At 65.2% G+C, this 15,069-nt stretch carries 17 protein-coding genes; 9 read left to right on the top strand and 8 right to left on the bottom strand.

Going from position 1 to position 15,069, the window contains the following annotated elements:
- Positions 1–37 precede the first annotated feature (37 nt).
- The 3 genes from J2X53_RS02685 to J2X53_RS02675 all read left to right on the top strand — a co-directional run bounded on the left by J2X53_RS02685 (position 38) and on the right by J2X53_RS02675 (position 834).
- Positions 38–175 (top strand): entericidin EcnAB, encoded by a 138-nt coding sequence (locus tag J2X53_RS02685; protein ID WP_349035924.1) that lies wholly within the window; start codon positions 38–40, stop codon positions 173–175.
- Between the two features lie 132 nt (positions 176–307).
- Entirely contained in the window at positions 308–583 is a 276-nt protein-coding gene (locus tag J2X53_RS02680; RefSeq protein WP_349035923.1) for a type II toxin-antitoxin system Phd/YefM family antitoxin, read from the top strand.
- On the top strand, positions 580–834 hold the full coding sequence (locus J2X53_RS02675) for a type II toxin-antitoxin system RelE/ParE family toxin (protein WP_349035922.1): 255 nt from the start codon (positions 580–582) through the stop codon (positions 832–834). The genes J2X53_RS02680 and J2X53_RS02675 overlap by 4 nt, the downstream gene beginning before the upstream one ends.
- Before the next feature lie 144 nt (positions 835–978).
- On the opposite strand, the gene lepA is transcribed toward J2X53_RS02675, so the two are convergent.
- Positions 979–2,778 carry a translation elongation factor 4 gene (gene lepA / locus J2X53_RS02670; RefSeq protein ID WP_349035921.1) on the bottom strand — a complete coding sequence of 600 codons (1,800 nt, stop codon included), beginning with the start codon at positions 2,776–2,778 and terminating at the stop codon, positions 979–981.
- Between the two features lie 145 nt (positions 2,779–2,923).
- Positions 2,924–3,067, bottom strand: a complete 144-nt coding sequence (locus tag J2X53_RS02665; protein ID WP_349035920.1) for a hypothetical protein — start codon at positions 3,065–3,067, stop codon at positions 2,924–2,926.
- A 101-nt stretch (positions 3,068–3,168) separates the two neighbouring features.
- Between J2X53_RS02665 and J2X53_RS02660 the strand changes: the two genes are divergently transcribed.
- The gene (locus J2X53_RS02660; RefSeq protein WP_349036289.1) at positions 3,169–3,447 is read left to right on the top strand and encodes a hypothetical protein; all 279 of its coding nucleotides are present in this window, start codon (positions 3,169–3,171) and stop codon (positions 3,445–3,447) included.
- Positions 3,448–3,711: 264 nt separating this feature from the next.
- Here the strand turns inward: J2X53_RS02660 and rpmB are convergent, their stop codons facing one another.
- The 3 genes from rpmB to J2X53_RS02645 form a co-directional block, all read right to left on the bottom strand.
- Positions 3,712–3,999 (bottom strand): 50S ribosomal protein L28, encoded by a 288-nt coding sequence (gene rpmB, locus J2X53_RS02655; protein WP_349035919.1) that lies wholly within the window; start codon positions 3,997–3,999, stop codon positions 3,712–3,714.
- 317 nt (positions 4,000–4,316) lie between these two features.
- Entirely contained in the window at positions 4,317–6,746 is a 2,430-nt protein-coding gene (hrpB, locus tag J2X53_RS02650) for an ATP-dependent helicase HrpB (RefSeq protein WP_349035918.1), read from the bottom strand.
- A gap of 50 nt (positions 6,747–6,796) precedes the next feature.
- The gene (locus J2X53_RS02645; RefSeq protein WP_349035917.1) at positions 6,797–7,516 is read right to left on the bottom strand and encodes a DUF3108 domain-containing protein; all 720 of its coding nucleotides are present in this window, start codon (positions 7,514–7,516) and stop codon (positions 6,797–6,799) included.
- A gap of 161 nt (positions 7,517–7,677) precedes the next feature.
- Between J2X53_RS02645 and meaB the strand changes: the two genes are divergently transcribed.
- From meaB to J2X53_RS02630, 3 genes are all read left to right on the top strand, one after another.
- Positions 7,678–8,655 (top strand): methylmalonyl Co-A mutase-associated GTPase MeaB, encoded by a 978-nt coding sequence (gene meaB / locus J2X53_RS02640; RefSeq protein WP_349035916.1) that lies wholly within the window; start codon positions 7,678–7,680, stop codon positions 8,653–8,655.
- A 252-nt stretch (positions 8,656–8,907) separates the two neighbouring features.
- A complete protein-coding gene (locus J2X53_RS02635; protein ID WP_118156032.1) occupies positions 8,908–9,123 on the top strand; it encodes a DUF1127 domain-containing protein in 216 nt (71 codons plus the stop codon).
- Positions 9,124–9,368: 245 nt separating this feature from the next.
- Positions 9,369–10,565, top strand: a complete 1,197-nt coding sequence (locus tag J2X53_RS02630) for an MFS transporter (RefSeq protein ID WP_349035915.1) — start codon at positions 9,369–9,371, stop codon at positions 10,563–10,565.
- Between the two features lie 4 nt (positions 10,566–10,569).
- Here J2X53_RS02630 and J2X53_RS02625 read toward each other — a convergent pair whose 3' ends face one another.
- Positions 10,570–11,061 (bottom strand): DUF1993 domain-containing protein, encoded by a 492-nt coding sequence (locus tag J2X53_RS02625; protein WP_349035914.1) that lies wholly within the window; start codon positions 11,059–11,061, stop codon positions 10,570–10,572.
- 113 nt (positions 11,062–11,174) lie between these two features.
- Here J2X53_RS02625 and J2X53_RS02620 point away from each other — a divergent pair, with 113 nt between their 5' ends.
- On the top strand, positions 11,175–11,720 hold the full coding sequence (locus tag J2X53_RS02620; protein WP_349035913.1) for a hemerythrin domain-containing protein: 546 nt from the start codon (positions 11,175–11,177) through the stop codon (positions 11,718–11,720).
- A gap of 165 nt (positions 11,721–11,885) precedes the next feature.
- On the opposite strand, the gene argF is transcribed toward J2X53_RS02620, so the two are convergent.
- Positions 11,886–12,812, bottom strand: coding sequence for an ornithine carbamoyltransferase (gene argF, locus J2X53_RS02615; protein WP_349035912.1), 927 nt, complete (start codon positions 12,810–12,812; stop codon positions 11,886–11,888).
- Positions 12,813–12,895: 83 nt separating this feature from the next.
- Entirely contained in the window at positions 12,896–14,074 is a 1,179-nt protein-coding gene (locus tag J2X53_RS02610) for an aspartate aminotransferase family protein (protein WP_349035911.1), read from the bottom strand.
- A gap of 382 nt (positions 14,075–14,456) precedes the next feature.
- Here J2X53_RS02610 and J2X53_RS02605 point away from each other — a divergent pair, with 382 nt between their 5' ends.
- A complete protein-coding gene (locus J2X53_RS02605; RefSeq protein WP_349035910.1) occupies positions 14,457–15,068 on the top strand; it encodes a GcrA family cell cycle regulator in 612 nt (203 codons plus the stop codon).
- Position 15,069 lies beyond the last annotated feature (1 nt).

The raw sequence follows: 15,069 nt of genomic DNA, 5'->3' as shown, positions 1-15,069 counted from the left end.
CGCGCGTTTGATCCTGAAATCACCGAGAGGAACCCCGATGAAAAGCCGCCTGACCCTCCTGTCCCTGCTCGCCGCCTTCACCCTCACCGCCTGCGGCACCGTCGCCGGAGCCGGCCGCGACCTGCAAGTCGCCGGTGCCACGATCACAGAAGAGGCGCGGATCGCCGCGAACTGAACGGGTTTATGGAAACCCATGGGAAAGGCGGGGCTGCGGCTCCGCCTTTTTGTTGATTGCGGCGACGGTTGATTTTTCCTTTGCAAAGGCCTATCGTCCATTTTGTAAGTTTCGTACAAAATGGACAGACCCATGATCACCGTCTCCGTCTCGCAAGCCCGCGAAACCCTGTCTGACCTCTTGGGCAAGGTCCAGCACGGGCGCGAGGATGTGATCATCGAAAAGCACGGCAAACCGGTCGCGGTGATGATCTCGGTCGAGGCGATGGCCTATTACGAATCGCTGGAGGATGCGGAACTGGCGAAAATGGGCGCTGCCGCCTATGCCGAGTATCTGGCCGATCCGGGCAAAGCCGTGCCGCATGACCAGCTGTGGGCCGAGATCGAAGCGGCTGACGCTGCCGAATGACCGCGTATCGCATCGAGTATTCCGCCTCAGCAGCCAAGGCACTGCGGCGGATGAAAGATGCCCGCCTGTCAGCCCCAATCAAACGCGCCATTGCCGGGCTGGGGGAAAACCCCCGCCCGCCGGGATGCCTCAAACTGGTGGGCGAACTTGACCAGTGGCGTGTACGGGTCGGCGAGTGGCGGATTGTCTACCGGATCGAGGATGGGCGGCTGGTGGTCACGGTCGCGCCGAGGGGTGGTGTTTATGGGTGAGGGTTGGGCGGCGGGGTGAACCCCGCCCTACATTTTACCATTCAACGGCCGGATGTGATGTAGGGGCGCCCACCTTTGACCCGACGAGAACTCAGTCTGCACACGCCATCATCTCGTCAAGTCGAGGGTTGGTTGAGCCTTTCCTCACCCATCCATCTTCAGCGCCGAGATAAACGCCTCCTGCGGGATCTCCACCTTGCCGAACTGCCGCATCTTCTTCTTCCCGGCCTTCTGCTTGTCCAAGAGCTTGCGCTTCCGGGTGGCGTCGCCGCCGTAGCATTTCGCCGTCACGTCCTTGCGCATCGCGCTCAATGTCTCGCGCGCAATCACCCGCGCGCCGATGGCGGCCTGAATCGGGATCTTGAACATGTGCCGGGGGATCAGCTCTTTGAGCTTTTCCACCATCGCCCGGCCCCGCGCTTCGGCGCGGTCGCGGTGGACCATCATCGACAGCGCGTCAACCGGTTCCTCGTTGACCAGAATGGACATCTTGACCAGAAAATCCTCGCGGTATTCGCTGATCACATAGTCAAAGCTGGCATAGCCCTTGGTCACCGATTTCAGCCGGTCGTAGAAGTCGAACACCACCTCGGCCAGCGGCAGGTCATAGACCACCATCGCGCGCGATCCGGCATAGGACAGGTCCAGCTGGATGCCGCGCCGGTCCTGGCACAGCTTCAGAATATCGCCAAGGTATTCATCAGGCACCATGATGGTGGCCTTGATCCGCGGCTCGGTGATGTGGTCGATATAGGTCAGGTCGGGCATGTCGGCGGGGTTGTGCAGATCACGCACCTCGCCATCCTTCATATGCAGCTTGAACACCACGGACGGCGCGGTGGTGATCAGATCCAGATCATACTCCCGCTCCAGCCGGTCGCGGATCACCTCAAGGTGCAGCAGGCCCAGAAAGCCGCAGCGGAAGCCGAAACCAAGGGCGGCCGAGGTTTCCATCTCGGAACTGAACGAGGCATCATTCAGCTGCAGCTTTTCAATCGCATCGCGCAGATCCTCAAAATCGGCGGCATCGACCGGGAACAAGCCGCAGAACACCACCGGCTGCGCCGGTTTGAACCCCGGCAGCGCGGTTTCGCAGCCCTTTTTCTCGGACGTGATGGTGTCGCCGACGCGGGTATCGCGCACCTGCTTGATCGAGCCGGTCCAGATGCCAATCTCGCCCGGCCCCAGTTCGTCAATATCCACCATCTGCGGTTTCAGCACCGCCAGCTTGTCAACGCCGTAGACCGCACCGGTCTGCATCATCTTGATGCGGTCGCCCTTGCGCACAACGCCGTCGATGACGCGGATCATCACGACAACGCCCAGATAGGCGTCATACCAGCTGTCCACCAGCATCGCCTTCAGCCGCGCATCGCGGTCGCCCTTGGGCGCGGGCAGACGGGTGACAATCGCCTCCAGCACATCGGGAATCCCCAGACCCGACTTGGCCGAGATGTTGATCGCGTTCGACGCATCCAGCCCGATCACATCCTCGATCTGCGCCTTGACCCGTTCGGGCTCGGCGGCGGGCAGGTCGATCTTGTTCAGCACCGGCACAATCTCATGCCCGGCGTCCAGCGCCTGATAGACGTTGGCCAGCGTCTGCGCCTCAACCCCCTGGCTCGCATCCACCACCAAGAGCGACCCCTCGACCGCGCGCATCGAGCGGCTGACCTCATAGGCAAAGTCGACATGGCCGGGGGTGTCGATCAGGTTCAGGATATAGGTCTTGCCATCCTTGGCCGGATACTCGATCCGCACCGTGTTGGCCTTGATCGTGATCCCGCGCTCGCGCTCGATATCCATACTGTCCAGCATCTGCGCCTTCATATCGCGCGCAGCCACCGTCCCGGTCAACTGAATGAGCCGGTCGGCGAGGGTGGATTTTCCGTGGTCGATATGGGCCACGATCGAGAAATTGCGAATGAGATCAAGCTGGGTCATGCGCGGCATATAGCTTGGAAATATGGGGCCGGGAAGGGGGATGCAGCGTTTACGGCCCGGTGACGGCACAATGGGCAGGCTGAGTCGGTTCCGCCCCCCTGATTCCCGCCATCCGGCGGATGATGCGGGCAGATCACCCGGGTCATCACGGGCCAGACACAGGCACAACCAGCACGCCAAACCGCTTGATCTTGTGGCGCAGACAAGCCGGCACCCAAGGGCTGGCCGCTTTGGGCAATCCACCGCCGAGCCGCGCTGCGGCATTGAAAAACGCCGGACGAATCGTCATGATGCTGTCAGAAAAACGACCTGTGGCGGAGGGGTTCCCCGTCCCCGGCAATGAGGCAGATAAAGATGATGAAACCTGTTGTTCTGGCAGCTTGCGCCGCCATGCTTCTCTCGCTTTCCACCGCAGCCGTGCTGGCCGGCCCGATTGAGCGCGCCTGTCTCGGCTCTGACCGCAAGGCCGCCACCCGCCCGGTCTGCGCCTGTGTGCAGCAGGTCGCCGACATGACCCTGCGCGGCGGCGATCAGCGCAAGGCGGCGGCCTTCTTCAAAGACCCCGACCGCGCGCAGAAGGTCCGGATGTCGAAATCCGACAACGACAATGATTTCTGGCGTCGCTACAAGGCCTTTGGCGACCAGGCAGAGGCATTCTGCGCCAACTGATCCGCGCCAGACGCGTCACACTGTTTCAGGCCGTCGCCGCTGCCCCGCCAGTGCAGCGGCCTGATCCCCTTTTAGCTTCGGCAATGCTCAGACCGGGCGCGATCCGCCGACGGGCGCAATCAGGCCAGGATGCGAGCGCTTCGCGCCAGACAAGTCTGCCGCCGCGCTTTCATCTTGGCAAAAATACTCATGATCCTGACGCCAAACACAAAAAACCCGCCGCGCAATCCTGCGGGCGGGTCTTTCAATTGCGACAACAACGGATCAGGCGGATGCCTGAGCCTTTGCAATGTCTTTCTTGATCTTCAGCGCAGTGCCGGACAACTCCACGTCCTTGGCCTTGGCCAGAAACGCATCCAGCCCACCGCGATGGTCAACCGTGCGCAGGGCCGCGGCCGAGATCCGCAGCTTGAACGACTGGCCCAGAATGTCAGAAATCAGGGTAACTTCGTTCAGGTTCGGCAGAAACCGGCGACGCGACTTGTTGTTCGCGTGGCTGATGGTGTTACCGGTCATCGGGCCAACGCCCGAGAGTTCGCAGACGCGCGACATCGTCGTAATCCTTCAAGTCAACGCCAGCAGGGCGTAAGGTGCAAAATCTACAAGGCCCGCGCATGCGCGACCTCGAATTCGTTGGCTGCGTTTACGCGCGATTGTCCCCCTCGTCAAGCGATTCACCTTTGCCCCACCCAAGTATTGGGGCGCTGCCCCAAACCCCGGAGTATTTGGGAAAGCTGCAAAGCCAAAGAACCCGCCCCGACTTTGCAGCTTTTCCAAATACTCCCCGCGCGGAGCGCAGACCCGAGGCGGTTGGCCGCAGGCCAGAGCCGAGACAAAAACCTCACGCGCGACAGCGCGTTCCATTTTCTTCACGTCCCGCGCGGCTTGGCCCGCAGGGTCGGGTCGGCGGTGGTCGGGTCTTCGGGCCAGGGGTGGCGCGGGTATTGGCCGCGCATGTCCTTGCGCACATCGGCGTAGCTGTTGGCCCAGAACCCGGGCAGGTCCAGCGTGACCTGCACCGGGCGTTGGCCCGGAGACAGCAGGGTGATGCGCAACGGCAAACGGGCCGCGCCGACGGTGGGGTGACGGGTCACCCCGAACATCTCCTGCAGACGGACCTCGATCGACGGGTGGTCGCCGTCATAATCAATCGGCACCCTGCGCCCCAGCGGGGTCTCAAAGCTGCCCGGCACCTGTGCGTCAGTCTGGGCCATCCGCTCCCAGCCGATCAGGGCCTTCAGCGGCTCGGTCAGGTCCAGTGCGCGCAACTCGGCCTCGCTGCGTTTGCCTGCCAGATGCGGCAGCAGCCAGCCTTCAGCGGTGTTCAGCAGGGTGGCATCGTCCAGTTCAGGCCAGTCGTCGCCCCGCGCCAGCCGCAACCGGGCGCGCAACCGGCGGGCGCTCGCGGTCCAGGGCAGACCAATCTGGCGCAGCCCGTCAAGGGCGGCGCGGGCCATGGCCTCGGGCGGGGCGTCGGGCCAGTTGCGCTCGGCCAGCACCAGCGCGCCAAAGCGTTCCTGCTTGCGGGCCAGCACCTTGCCGTCGCGGCGCGACCATTCGCAGACATCGGTCCAGACGATCTGGTCGGCGTACAGCGCACGCAGCTCGGCCTCGGTGATCGCCACAGCCTGCCGCACCTGCGCCTCGCGCGGGTCGCCGTCCAGATCGGTGGCCACGATCAGCCGCGCGCCCGACAGCGGCTGACCTGCTGCCATTGCCGCCCCCTTGCCGCCCGACAGCACCCAACGCGGGGCGTCGCCCGCGCGGCGCAGCCCGATGCGGTCAGGATAGGCGAGTGCTGCCATCTGCGCCGGTGACAGATCCGCCATCCGGGCGGTCGGCACCATCCGCGCCAGACGACGGGCCTCCACCCGGATCCGCTCGATGGTCGGGCGGTGCGCTTCGGCAGGCGGTTTGTCGATGGCTTTCAGCCGCGCCAGCAGGTCCGCCCCTGCCCCGCGCAGCGGGTCACGCTCCGCCAGCAGCGCGGCCAGCGGGGCCGCCTTTGGCCCGGCGATCACCAGCATATGCGCGAGTCTCGGGTGCAGTGGCAGCGCGGCAAGCGCGCGGCCATGGGCGGTGATACCGCCCTTGGCATCCAGCCCGCCCAGACCGTGCAGCAGCGCCTGCGCCTCCCCCAGCACGCCGGGATGCGGCGGGGTCAGGAACGGCAGATCCACCGCCCCCCACAACGCCAGCTCCAGCGCCAGCGGAGTCAGATCCGCCGCCTCGATCTCGGCGGGGGGAAAGGCGGCCATGCCACCCTCTTCGCCGCGCGTCCACAGCCGGTAGCACACGCCGGGCGCCACCCGCCCGGCCCGGCCGCGCCGCTGCTCGGCCTCGGCCCGTGTCACCCGCTCGGTCACCAGCTGCGACATGCCGGAGCCCGCGTCAAAGCGCGCGCGACGCGACCGGCCGCCATCGACCACCACCCGCACCCCCGGAATGGTCAGCGAGGTTTCGGCGATTGAAGTCGCCAGCACCAGCTTGCGCCCCGGCGCTGGGGCAAGCGCCGCCTGCTGTGCGGCAAACTCCATCGCGCCGAACAACGGCCGGATGGTCAGGCCCGGAATGCCCTGCATCTGCACCTCGACCCGGCGGATCTCGCGCTCGCCGGGCAGGAACACCAACACATCCCCTTCAGGCACCTCATCCAGCGCCTGCCGGATCAACCCCGCCACCGCCGCCTCATGGCGCAGCGAGGCATCAGGCGGGCGCGGCAGCCAGCGGGTTTCGACCGGGAACGCGCGCCCCTGCGAGGTGATCAGCGGCGCATCCCCGATCAGCGCCGCCACCGGGGCCGCATCCAATGTCGCCGACATCACCAGCAATTGCAGATCGGGCCGCAACGCCCCCCGGATTTCCAACGCCAATGCAAGGCCAAGATCGGCCTGCAAGGAACGCTCGTGAAATTCGTCAAAGATGATCAGGCCAATGCCGGGCAATTCGGCATCAGACTGGATCATCCGGGTCAGGATGCCTTCTGTCACCACCTCGATCCTTGTGGCGGCACTGGTCTTTGACTCGCCCCGGATCCGGTAGCCGACGGTCTGTCCCAACGGCTCGCCCAGCGTGTCGGCCATGCGCGCGGCGGCGGCGCGGGTGGCAAGGCGGCGCGGCTCCAGCATCAGGATACGCCCCGTCACCTGCCCCAGCAACGCCAGCGGCACCCGCGTGGTCTTGCCCGCACCGGGGGGAGCTTGCAGCACGGCCATCCCCTGCGCCGCCATCGCGGCTTGCAGCGCGGGGATCACCTCGTCAATTGGCAGCGGATCAGGGGGCAAACTTGGCTCAGACATGCGCCGGGGTTAGGCCCCCGCACCGCGCAGATCAAGACCCAAGCGCCGGATCAGTCGTCACGGACCATCCGCGCGAGGCCAAAGGCGCTGTCCACCGACACTTCGGTGACCCGCAACACGCCGCCTTCGGCCGGGCGATAGGTGACGGTAAAGGCTGTCTCGGGTTTCTTGGCCAGTTCCCTGGCCGGATAGCCGTCGATCCGGCGATAGAGGCCCCGGCAGGTCAGCCCCTCACCATCGGCCTGTGGCGACGACAGCGTGACGCTGTTGACGCGGTGGCCGTCGAACATCTTCACATCAACCCGGCAAGCCGTCGCGGGCGTGGTGTCGCGCAGCACCGAATAGAGGCCGGTCAGCGGATCAACCACACCCTTGTGCCGCGCAGGGTCCACCACCGGGGCATCCGGTTCGGGCGGATCGGCCCGGACCACCGTGGCCACCCCGCCATCAAACGCCAGTTCCGCACCGCGCCCTTGCCGCGCGCCCTTGGCATCCGCCGAATAGCGCTGCGGGATAAGACGCCCGTTGCGTTCGGTGCCCTGCGTGCGCGAGGCCAAGGTGAACGAACGGAACACCCCGGCCAGCCCGGCAGAGGCGGAATTCGAGCTGATCACATAGCGCGCGCCTTCATGCTGGGCCGCAAGCGTCACCTTTCCCGCCGTCAGGCCGCTGACAGACACCGTATAGCGCGCCACGTTCGACTCTTGCGCCAAAAGCGGCGTGGACAAAGACAGCGCGGCAAGTCCGGCGACAACACAACGAGGCAACATCAAAGGCTCCTTGGGGAATTGGCCGGACGGGCGGCTCAGACTGGCATCATGGCAAACTATAGGGCATGACAGAGCAAAAGGTGGGCCTGTTGATCATCAACCGGCGGGAAAGTGCCGGATGGCACACCGATATCAAGCAGTTGTGACAGATGGATGCACGCATGCAGATGACCGAACTGGCCAAAGCCGTGATCGCCGGCGACCGCAGAGCCCTGGCGCGGGCGATCACCCGGGTGGAAAGCGCGCGCGCCGATCACCGGCTGGAAGCGGTGGAGCTGGTCGCAAACGCCCGCGCGGCGGGGCGGCAGGCGCTGCGGATCGGGCTGTCGGGCACGCCGGGGGTGGGCAAATCCACCTTTATCGAGGCGTTCGGCATGATGCTGGTCGCACAGGGCCTGCGGGTCGCGGTGCTGGCGGTGGACCCGTCCTCGGCCCGGTCGGGCGGCTCGATTCTGGGCGACAAGACCCGGATGGAACGGCTCAGCCGCGAACCCGCCGCCTTCATCCGCCCCTCGCCCAGTCAGGCGCAGATGGGCGGCGTCGCCCGCCGCTCGCGTGAGGCGGCGGCGCTGTGCGAGGCGGCGGGCTTCGATGTGGTGCTGGTGGAAACCGTCGGCGTGGGCCAGTCGGAAACCGTGGTGGCCGAGATCTGCGATCTGTTCATCCTGCTCCTTGCCCCCGCAGGCGGCGACGAGTTGCAGGGCGTCAAGCGCGGCATCATGGAAATGGCCGACATGATTCTGGTCAACAAGGCCGATGGCGATCTGAAACCAGCCGCCATGCGCACCCGCGCCGATTATGCCGGCGCGCTGCACCTCTTGCGCCGCCGCGCGCAAGACCCCGAAGGGTTTCCCAAAGCGGTCTGTGTGTCGGCGGTGGAAAACGACGGGCTGGCCGAGGCCTGGGCCGACATGCAGGCGCTGGCCGACTGGCGGCGCGCGCACGGCCACTGGGACAGCCGCCGCGCCCATCAGGCCCGGCACTGGTTCGGCGAAGAGGTGCGGCGCGGCCTGCTGGCGGTGCTGGACCGCGAACCGGCCAAAGGCTCGATGGCGGCATTGGGTGCGCGGGTTGAGGCGGGTGAGCTGTCGCCAGAGGCGGCGGCGGTACAGATGCTGGGCCTGCTGGGCCGGGCCTGACACCGCAGCCGGACACGGCGCAAACGCGGGGTGACGCACCGGAAAGCGGGTCAGCGAGCGCTGACTATGGCTTTAATATGGCAAAACATGACTGTTTCCTGAAGAGCCACCGCATAAGCCATGCAGTCCGCGCATATCGGCTTTGGCCAATCGCAGGATTGTGCACCTGCAGCATTTGCCCCATCTTACAGTCAACGGAAAGGGCGGATGGGCCGCCTTGTCCGATCCGAAGATGATGAAGAGGATACGATCATGGCTTATACGAACACGCAAACGGTTGCTGGCTTTCAGGTCGGCGGATGGATGGGCGATGTTCTGGCCAAGTGGAATGTGGCCCGCGAACGTCGCGCGGTCTATCTGCAAACCCTGAACGAATTGTCGGCAATGTCCGACCGCGATCTGGCCGACATCAATGTCGCCCGCGTGTCGATCGAAGATATTGCACACGAAGCCGCCTACGGCAAATGAACACGTCAGAAATCGTGATCCGTCAACGGGTTACGGCCTGACACCAGCCTCCTGAAGGCGCTCTCCTCCTCCCTGCGCCAACAGGTTTTGCGGCGAACCGGTCCTCCCCCGGTTCGCCGTTTTCTTTTGCGCGCGGCTTGCGCGCGCCACACCTCCGTTAGCGCTGACATAATCTGTGAAGCCAGGGGGGCTTTTCCCCTCTCCGCGCCCGGTCTACGCAAGGACGCACAAAAAGGAGACCGGGTATGACCATGACCGAGGCAAGACGCGCCCGCTGGGCGGTGGCGGCGATGTTCGCCGCTGCGGGCTTTGTCATGGGGGCCTGGGCCCCGCAGATCCCGCTGCTGCTGCCACGGCATCAGATCACCGAATTTACCCTTGGCATCCTGATCCTTGTGCTCGGCCTCGGTGCTGTGGGGGCCATGCTGTTCACCGGCCGCCTGATCGCGCGCTTCGGCTCCGTCGCGGTGCTGCGCGTCTTTGCGCTGTCGTCGGCGGCGGTGCTTCCCATCGTGGTGTTTGCACCATCCCTTGCGCTGCTGGTGCCTGCCATGGCCATCCTTGGTGCCCTGATCGGCTGCATGGATGTGGCGATGAACGCCAACGCGGTCGAGGTGGAACGTCGCCTTGGCCGGGCGATCATGTCATCCAGCCACGGATTCTGGAGCCTTGGCGGCTTTGTCGGTGGCTTCGCCGGGGCCTGGGTGATCTCACACTGGGGGGCCGAAATACAGGCAGCACTGGTGGCCGCAATCACGGCGGCGGTGGTGCTTGCGGTGATGCCATTCCTGCGCGGCGAAGGCCCTGTGCCGGTGGTCACGACAGGTACAGTCGGAAAAACCGCCCTGCTGCCGCGCGAGGCCGGGTTGTGGCTGCTGGGTGCGATGGCCCTGTTTTCGATGGTGCCCGAAGGCGCGGTGCTGGATTGGGCGGCGCTCTATCTGCAAAAGGATATGGGGTCGGATGTGTTCCGCTCGGGCCTTGGCTTTGCCTTCTTTGCCGGGGCCATGGCGCTGATGCGGTTTGCGGGAGATTCCCTGCGCAACCGCTTTGGCGCGGTCGTCACCCTGCGGGTGTCGGGCCTGCTGGCGGCGGCGGGGATGATGCTGGCAGCGCTTGCCCCCAATGATACGCTGGCGATTGCGGCGTTCTTTATCACCGGCCTTGGCGTCGCCAATATGGTGCCGATCATGTTTTCCGCCGCCGGGAACTATCCCGGTGTCGCCTCGGGCACAGCAATCGCGGCGGTGACCATGGTGGGCTACGCCGGCATTCTGGTGGCCCCGGCCAGCATCGGTTTCGTCGCCGAGGCAATCGGCTTCCGCGTCACCTATGCCGTGCTGTCGCTGCTGCTGATCGTGGTGGCCCTGCTGGCAGGGCGCACAGCGGGCGCGGATGAGGTGCAGGCGGTGCCACACGCTCCCCCACGCCCCGCGGAATGACCTGTCAGCCGCCCATGTAATCGCCCTTGCCCAAGGCCACCCCATTGTGACGCAGGATGTTATAGGCGGTGGTCAGGTGAAAGTGAAACTGCGGCAGGGAATACAGGTTCAGGAAATTCTCGCCCGTCATGGTCACGTCCTGGCCACGCATTTTCAGCGTGATCTTGCGGCTTTCCGCCCCGTCATAGCGGGTGGCGTCAAACCCGGCCATGTATCCGCGCGCCGCCTCGATCCGCGCCTGCAACTCGGCAAAGCTGGTCTCGGTGTCGGGAAAGCCCTTCGGCTCCTCTCCCGCCAGACGAGCGGCGGCGCGGGCGGCGAAATCGCAGGCCAGCTGCACCTGACGGACAAAGGGGAACATGTCGGGGAACAGCCGGAAGGTCAGCATCGCCTCGGGCTTGATGGCATGTTCGGTGCAATGCGCCTCGGCCTTGGTCAGAATGCGCGACAGGTTGGCGAGGAAGCGATCATAGACGGCGATCGAGCGGTGATGCATGGGGTAAGTCCTTTTGTGCTGATGCCAATTCGGTGTTGATGCAAGTGATCTGCGCATGGCGCCAAGGCGTCAAGGGTGGTTGAAGCCACGCGCGGATGGGATATGTGAGGGGCATGACCGATGATCTTGCCAGCCGCGACCGCCTGCCGCCCGACCTTGTCACCCTGCTGGCCGACTGGCCCCGCGCGGGTTGGTCAGATGTGCCCGGGTTCGAAGGACTGTCTGCGTTCTGGCTCGACCGTCATCTGGGCTTTCGCGACCTTATGTCGGGCCTGCGGCTGGATGCCGAACATATGAGCGGCGGCCGGATCGACCCGCAACGCTGGCAAGGCCGGTTGCTGCGCGGCGGCGAACAGCTGGTGCAGGGGCTGATCGGCCATCATCAGGTTGAAGATGCCAGCTATTTTCCGGCGATGCAGGAGCTGGAGCCGCGCCTTGCGCGCGGGTTCGAGCTCTTGGACCGCGACCATCACGCGCTGGACGCTTTGCTTGATGGCTTTGTCGCCTCGGCCAACGATGCGTTGCAAGCCAATGATCCGCGCGAGGCGGCCCTCGCCTTTCACGCCAGCCTTGCCCCGTTCGAGCGTCAGCTGATCCGGCATCTGGAGGATGAGGAGGATCTGATCATCCCCGTCATCCTGAAACACCAGATGGGCTGACACGGGCGCGCCTGCGCACCCGCCGTAGGGCGGGGTTCACCCCGCCTTTGCCGCACCATATGGCGGGGTGAACCCCGCCCTACGGCAAGACCATGGTGCGGTGTGCCATGGGGTATCGGGGGTTATGGGTAGGGCGGGGTTCACCCCGCCTCACCCACAAAAGGCCTACTTGCCCAGACACCAGCGCATGATCGCCTTTTGTGCGTGCAGCCGGTTTTCCGCTTCGTCAAAGATCACCGAATGCGGGCCGTCCATCACGGCGCTGGTCGCCTCGTCATTGCGATGCGCGGGCAGGCAATGCATGAACAGGCTGTCCGGTTTCGCGCCTGCCATCAGCGCCTCGTTGACCTGATAGCCGCGCAGCTGGTTGTGACGCCGCTCTTTCGCCGACTCGGGGTCGTGCATGCTGACCCAGGTATCGGTCACCACCAGATCGGCCCCGATCACCGCCGTGTGCGGATCGCGCTCGATCAGCACATCCGACCCCTTGGCGCGGGCGAATTGCACAAACTTCTGCTCCGGGTCCAGCGTCTCTGGCCCGGTGAAGGTGAAATCAAAGCCGAACTGCCCGGCAGCATGCAGGAAAGACGCGCAGACATTGTTGCCGTCGCCAGCCCAGACCACCTTTTTGCCCGCAATCGGGCCGCGATGCTCTTCATAAGTCATCACATCGGCCATGATCTGGCACGGATGCGTGCGGTTGGTCAGACCGTTGATCACCGGCACGGTGGCGTGTTCGGCCATCTCCTGCAGCGTCGCCTCCTCGAAGGTGCGGATCATGATCAGATCAACATAGCGCGACAGCACCCGGGCGGTGTCGGCAATGGTCTCGCCATGGCCCAGCTGCATTTCCTTGCCCGACAGCACCATGGTCTGCCCGCCCATCTGACGCACGCCGACATCAAACGACACGCGGGTCCGGGTGGAGGGCTTCTCAAAGATCAGCGCGACCATGTGACCGGCCAGCGGCTGATCATCATCAGGCGCGCCACGCGGGCGGCCCAGCCGGGCGGATTTCATCGCAAGGCCCGAGTCGATCATGGATCTGAGATCGGCGGCGTCGGTGGTGTGGATATCGAGAAAGTGTTTCATGTCATTTCGTTTTCTTTGGCGGCAAGCGCCGGGGGCTGTCTGCCCCCGGACCCCCGAGAGTATTTATCAAAGGTGCAAGCGGATCAGAGAGCGGCTTCCAGATCGGTGGCGGTTGCATCGAGGCGGGAGAGCGCCTCGGCGATGTCCGCCTCGGGGATGTTGAGGGCAGGCAGCAGGCGCAGCACATTGTCGGCGGCGGCGACGGTCAGGATGTGGCGGCCGTAGCCGGCCTTGACCACATCGGTATTGGGCACCACGCATTTCAGACCCAGGATCAGGCCCTGACCACGCACTGCGGCAAACACCTTCGGATGGCTGGCGACCAGCCCTTCGAGCCCCTGCCGGAACTGCGCGGACTTCTGGCTGACGGCATCAAGGAACGCGGGCTCGGAGACAATTCCGGTGACCGCAGCCCCGATGGCGCAACCCAGCGGATTGCCGCCATAGGTGGAGCCATGGGTGCCCGCGACCATGCCGGAAGCGGCCCGTTCGGTGGCCAGCACCGCGCCCAGCGGAAAGCCGCCGCCGATGCCCTTGGCGACCATCATGATATCGGGCGTGACCCCGGCCCATTCATGGGCGAAAAGTTTACCGGTGCGGCCCATGCCACATTGAACCTCGTCAAAGATCAGAAGCGTCCCGGTGCTGTCGCACAGATCGCGCAAGCCCTTCAGGCATTGATCGGGCACCACGCGGATACCGCCCTCGCCCTGAATCGGCTCGATGATCACGGCGCAGGTCTGGTCGGTGACCGCCGCGCGGATGGCATCGTGATCGCCCCATTTCAGCTGGGTAAAGCCCGGCATCAGCGGACCGTAGCCCTTGACCATCTTTTCCGACCCGGCCGCCGCAATCGCGCCGGTAGAGCGGCCGTGGAATGCGCCTTCAAAGGCGATGATCTGCGTGCGTTCGGGGTGGCCCGCGTCATAGTGGTGCTTGCGCGCCATCTTGATGGCCAGCTCGGCCGCCTCGGTGCCTGAGTTGGTAAAGAACACCGTGTCGGCAAAGGTCAGGTCCACCAGCATCTCGGCCAGCTGCTCCTGTTCCGGGATGCGGTAGATGTTGGACACATGCCACAGCTTTTGCGCCTGCGCGGTCAGCGTCCCTACGAGTGCCGGATGGGCATGGCCCAGAGCGTTGACGGCGATGCCGGCCCCCAGATCGAGGTATCGGCTGCCGTCCTCGGACGTGAGCCAGCTGCCCTCCCCCGACACAAAGGCAAGGGGGGCGCGGTTATAGGTGGGCAGAACGGCGGAAATCATGGCACATGCCTTTCGGAAGCTGGCGGGACCGGCGCACGGACTGTCCCTGCTTGCACACAGGAGAAAGCCAAGGCGTAGCGGGTGCCCGCGGGGAGTGTCAATGCGGGGCTGTCAATGTCTGGGGGTGGCCCTGTGCGCCGGGCCATGCGTAACCTGTCGCTCAGAAGCGTCGGGGACGTCGGATAAGGGCGTGCCGTTGGGTCATTGGGCTGCAATAGGCCAAGATTCCGGTTCTGTAAACGGAAAACTGGCGGCAAACCGGACTCCGGCACGCGGATTCGACGGGCGGCGCTTGATCTTCGGCCTGCCTGCTTGTATCCCGTGCCGTCGCGGTTAGAATGCGCGGCGAAGTCCTTATCCCAGCCCAATAGCGGAGATCACCATGTCCTGGACGGATGAGCGGGTTGAAACGCTCAAGAAGATGTGGGCCGAAGGCCAGTCGGCCAGCCAGATCGCCAAGGAACTGGGCGGTGTCACGCGCAATGCGGTGATCGGCAAGGTCCATCGTCTGGGCCTGTCGAACCGTGTCGGCGGCGGCAAGGATGAGGCCGAGGACGAAGCCCCGGTCGTGACTGCCAAGCCAGAGCCTGTGGCGCCACGCGCGCCAGAGCCGCTCCCCGAGCCGGTTGCGGCAGCCCCGCGTCCGGCAGCGCCGGAGCGGCCCGCCGCAGCGGCCCCCGCAGCGCCGTCGAATGTGACGCCGCTGCCGGTGCGCAAGGCGATCATCCCCGCCGGTCAGCCGCTGCCACCGCAGCCGTCGGCCAATGAGATCAGCCCCGAGGCACTGGCTTCGGTGCGTGAGGTCGAAAAGCACGCCAAGCGCCTGACGCTGATGGAACTGACCGAGCGCACCTGCAAATGGCCGATCGGCGACCCCGCGACCGAGGATTTCTGGTTCTGCGGTCTGCCCAGCCTGCCCGGCAAACCCTATTGCGAAGCGCATGTTGGCGTTGCATTCCAGCCGATGAGCGCGCGGCGCGACCGCCGCCGCTGAT

The organism is Pseudotabrizicola sp. 4114, from assembly GCF_031457365.1.
Classification (GTDB): Bacteria; Pseudomonadota; Alphaproteobacteria; order Rhodobacterales; family Rhodobacteraceae; genus Pseudotabrizicola.
This window is presented reverse-complemented; position numbering and strand designations above follow the sequence as displayed.

What these genes read in the sequence shown, in the direction of transcription:
- J2X53_RS02685 (WP_349035924.1), top strand. Translation starts at nt 38, where the DNA reads ATGAAAAGCCGCCTGACCCTCCTGTCCCTGCTCGCCGCCTTCACCCTC.
- J2X53_RS02680 (WP_349035923.1), top strand. Translation starts at nt 308, where the DNA reads ATGATCACCGTCTCCGTCTCGCAAGCCCGCGAAACCCTGTCTGACCTC.
- J2X53_RS02675 (WP_349035922.1), top strand. Translation starts at nt 580, where the DNA reads ATGACCGCGTATCGCATCGAGTATTCCGCCTCAGCAGCCAAGGCACTG.
- lepA (WP_349035921.1), bottom strand. Translation starts at nt 2,778, where the DNA reads ATGACCCAGCTTGATCTCATTCGCAATTTCTCGATCGTGGCCCATATC.
- J2X53_RS02665 (WP_349035920.1), bottom strand. Translation starts at nt 3,067, where the DNA reads ATGACGATTCGTCCGGCGTTTTTCAATGCCGCAGCGCGGCTCGGCGGT.
- J2X53_RS02660 (WP_349036289.1), top strand. Translation starts at nt 3,169, where the DNA reads ATGCTTCTCTCGCTTTCCACCGCAGCCGTGCTGGCCGGCCCGATTGAG.
- rpmB (WP_349035919.1), bottom strand. Translation starts at nt 3,999, where the DNA reads ATGTCGCGCGTCTGCGAACTCTCGGGCGTTGGCCCGATGACCGGTAAC.
- hrpB (WP_349035918.1), bottom strand. Translation starts at nt 6,746, where the DNA reads ATGTCTGAGCCAAGTTTGCCCCCTGATCCGCTGCCAATTGACGAGGTG.
- J2X53_RS02645 (WP_349035917.1), bottom strand. Translation starts at nt 7,516, where the DNA reads ATGTTGCCTCGTTGTGTTGTCGCCGGACTTGCCGCGCTGTCTTTGTCC.
- meaB (WP_349035916.1), top strand. Translation starts at nt 7,678, where the DNA reads ATGCAGATGACCGAACTGGCCAAAGCCGTGATCGCCGGCGACCGCAGA.
- J2X53_RS02635 (WP_118156032.1), top strand. Translation starts at nt 8,908, where the DNA reads ATGGCTTATACGAACACGCAAACGGTTGCTGGCTTTCAGGTCGGCGGA.
- J2X53_RS02630 (WP_349035915.1), top strand. Translation starts at nt 9,369, where the DNA reads ATGACCATGACCGAGGCAAGACGCGCCCGCTGGGCGGTGGCGGCGATG.
- J2X53_RS02625 (WP_349035914.1), bottom strand. Translation starts at nt 11,061, where the DNA reads ATGCATCACCGCTCGATCGCCGTCTATGATCGCTTCCTCGCCAACCTG.
- J2X53_RS02620 (WP_349035913.1), top strand. Translation starts at nt 11,175, where the DNA reads ATGACCGATGATCTTGCCAGCCGCGACCGCCTGCCGCCCGACCTTGTC.
- argF (WP_349035912.1), bottom strand. Translation starts at nt 12,812, where the DNA reads ATGAAACACTTTCTCGATATCCACACCACCGACGCCGCCGATCTCAGA.
- J2X53_RS02610 (WP_349035911.1), bottom strand. Translation starts at nt 14,074, where the DNA reads ATGATTTCCGCCGTTCTGCCCACCTATAACCGCGCCCCCCTTGCCTTT.
- J2X53_RS02605 (WP_349035910.1), top strand. Translation starts at nt 14,457, where the DNA reads ATGTCCTGGACGGATGAGCGGGTTGAAACGCTCAAGAAGATGTGGGCC.